This window comes from Spirillospora sp. NPDC049652 (assembly GCF_040675125.1).
Lineage (GTDB): Bacteria > Actinomycetota > Actinomycetes > Streptosporangiales > Streptosporangiaceae > Spirillospora.
Genome location: NZ_JBFAOF010000961.1, coordinates 1 through 2,639, shown reverse-complemented (window position 1 = coordinate 2,639; position 2,639 = coordinate 1). Strand labels below are relative to the sequence as shown.

Here is a 2,639-nt window from a genome sequence, read left to right as displayed (position 1 = left end):
CTCGGGCCGTGCGGCTCGCGGACGAGCACCGCCCGGACGTGGTGGTCATGGACATCCGGATGCCGGACATGGACGGCATCGAGGCGACCCGCCGCATCACGGCAGCCGCGACCGCGCGCGTGCTGGTGCTGACCACCTTCGACGACGACGAGTACGTCTACGGCGCGCTGCGCGCGGGCGCGAGCGGCTTCCTCGTGAAGGACATGGCGCTGGAGGACATCCTCGCGGCGGTGCGGGTCGTCGCGGCGGGCGAGGCGCTGCTCGCGCCCGGCGTGACCCGGCGGCTGATCGCCGACTTCGCCGCCCGGCCCGAACCGCCCGCCGGGCGTCCGGCCGGGCTGCCCGGGGTCACCGAGCGGGAGCTGGAGGTGCTGACGCTCGTCGGCCGCGGGCTGTCGAACGCGGAGATCGCCGAGCGGCTGTCGATCAGCGTGGCGACCGCCAAGGCGCACGTCGCCCGGCTGCTCACCAAGCTGGACTCGCGCGACCGGGTGCAGCTGGTCATCATCGCCTACGACGCGGGCCTGGTGTCCCCGACCGCGCCCTGAGTGCCCAGGTGGCCGCCCGTTTTTATAGGGTCTGACGACAGGTCACACACCCGACAGGAGGCGGCGAGGATGGCGCAGCAGGTACGCGGGGTCATCGCACCGGGCAAGGGGCAGCCGGTGCGCATCGAGACCATCGTGATCCCGGACCCGGGCCCCGGCGAAGCCGTGGTGAAGGTGCAGGCGTGCGGGGTCTGCCACACCGACCTGCACTACCGGGAGGGCGGCATCAACGACGACTTCCCGTTCCTGCTCGGCCACGAGGCCGCCGGTGTCGTCGAGTCGGTCGGCGAGGGCGTCACCGAGGTCGCGCCCGGCGACTTCGTCATCCTGAACTGGCGCGCGGTGTGCGGGCAGTGCCGGGCGTGCCGGCGCGGGCGTCCCTGGTACTGCTTCAACACCCACAACGCCAAGCAGAAGATGACCCTCACCGACGGCACGGAGCTGTCCCCGGCGCTCGGCATCGGCGCGTTCGCCGACAAGACCCTCGTCGCCGCCGGGCAGTGCACCCGGGTCGACCCGGCCGCCAGGCCCGAGGTCGCGGGCCTGCTCGGCTGCGGCGTGATGGCCGGCCTCGGCGCGGCGATCAACACCGGGAACGTCGGCCGCGGCGACAGCGTCGCGGTCATCGGCTGCGGCGGCGTCGGCGCGGCGGCCGTCCTCGGCGCCCGGCTGGCGGGCGCGGCGCGGATCATCGCCGTCGACCTGGACGACCGCAAGCTCGCCACCGCCAAGGAGCTCGGCGCCACGCACGCGGTGAACGCCGGGGACCGCGACGTCGTCGCCGCCGTGCAGGAGCTGACCGGCGGGTTCGGCGCGGACGTCGTGATCGACGCGGTCGGCCTGCCGGAGACCTACAAGCAGGCGTTCTACGCCCGCGACCTCGCCGGGACGGTCGTCCTGGTGGGCGTCCCGACCCCGGAGATGACTCTCGAACTGCCGCTGCTGGACGTGTTCGGGCGCGGCGGCGCGCTCAAGTCCTCCTGGTACGGCGACTGCCTGCCGTCCCGCGACTTCCCGATGCTGGTCGACCTGTACCTCCAGGGCCGGCTGGAGCTGGAGGCGTTCGTCTCCGAGACCATCCCGCTGGACGGCGTCGAGGCCGCGTTCGAGAAGATGCACCACGGCGACGTGCTGCGCTCGGTGGTGACGCTCTGATGGCCGCGCGGATCGACCACCTCGTCACCTCGGGCACGTTCTCCCTGGACGGCGGCACCTGGGACGTCGACAACAACGTCTGGATCGTCGGGGACGACGCCGAGTGCCTGGTCATCGACGCCGCGCACGACGCGGACGCGATCGCCGAGGCGGTCGGCGGCCGGCGGCTCGTCGCGATCGTGTCCACGCACGGGCACGACGACCACATCGACGCCGCGCCCGCGCTGGCCGCCCGCACCGGCGCGCCCGTCCTGCTGCACCCGGCCGACCTGATGCTGTGGAAGCAGCGGCACCCGGAGGCGTCCCCGGACGGGGAGCTGGCGGACGGCCAGGTCCTCACGGTCGCCGGGACGGAGCTGACCGTCCTGCACACGCCCGGCCACTCCCCCGGCGCGGTCTGCCTGCACGCGCCGGCGCTCGGCACGGTCTTCTCCGGCGACACCCTGTTCCAGGGCGGTCCGGGGGCGACCGGCCGGTCCTTCTCCGACTTCCCGACGATCATCGACTCGATCCGGGAGCGGCTGCTGACGCTGCCGCCGGAGACCGCCGTCCGCACCGGGCACGGCGACGGCACCACCGTCGGCGCCGAGGCCCCGCACCTGGACGAGTGGATCGCACGCGGCCACTGACCTGCGGTTTCGTCCGGACGGCGGCGCGCTGGACGGTGCCGCCGTCTTGACGGTTCCCGGGCGGGCCCGCCAGGGTGCGGGTTAGTGTCCATCGTGCGGACGGGCCCCCACGCGCCTCCGCTCATGACCGGGGACTCCGGGGAGGTGCGATGCGGATGCGGCACGGCGTGCCCACGACGCCCGGGCTGCCGCGCGGGCCGCTGGGCCGCGGACTGTTCGGGCGCGGCCCATTCGGGCGCGGACCGCTCGGGCGCGGGCTGCTGTGGCTCGGGGTGCTCGGGCTCGGGCCGCTCGTCGCGGCGTGCGG

At 74.4% G+C, this 2,639-nt stretch carries 3 protein-coding genes; all 3 read left to right on the top strand.

The window, feature by feature from the left end:
• Positions 1–548, top strand: a 548-nt coding sequence (locus tag AB0J52_RS35470; RefSeq protein WP_500187294.1) for a response regulator, incomplete at its 5' end; no start/stop codon positions are given.
• A gap of 69 nt (positions 549–617) precedes the next feature.
• The gene (locus AB0J52_RS35465) at positions 618–1,703 is read left to right on the top strand and encodes an S-(hydroxymethyl)mycothiol dehydrogenase (protein WP_500187293.1); all 1,086 of its coding nucleotides are present in this window, start codon (positions 618–620) and stop codon (positions 1,701–1,703) included.
• Complete coding sequence (locus AB0J52_RS35460) at positions 1,700–2,332, top strand: MBL fold metallo-hydrolase (RefSeq protein WP_500187295.1); 633 nt, start codon at positions 1,700–1,702, stop codon at positions 2,330–2,332. The genes AB0J52_RS35465 and AB0J52_RS35460 overlap by 4 nt, the downstream gene beginning before the upstream one ends.
• Positions 2,333–2,639 lie beyond the last annotated feature (307 nt).

Excerpts from the sequence above, each read along its gene's own strand:
- AB0J52_RS35465 (WP_500187293.1), top strand. The coding sequence starts at position 618 with ATGGCGCAGCAGGTACGCGGGGTCATCGCACCGGGCAAGGGGCAGCCG.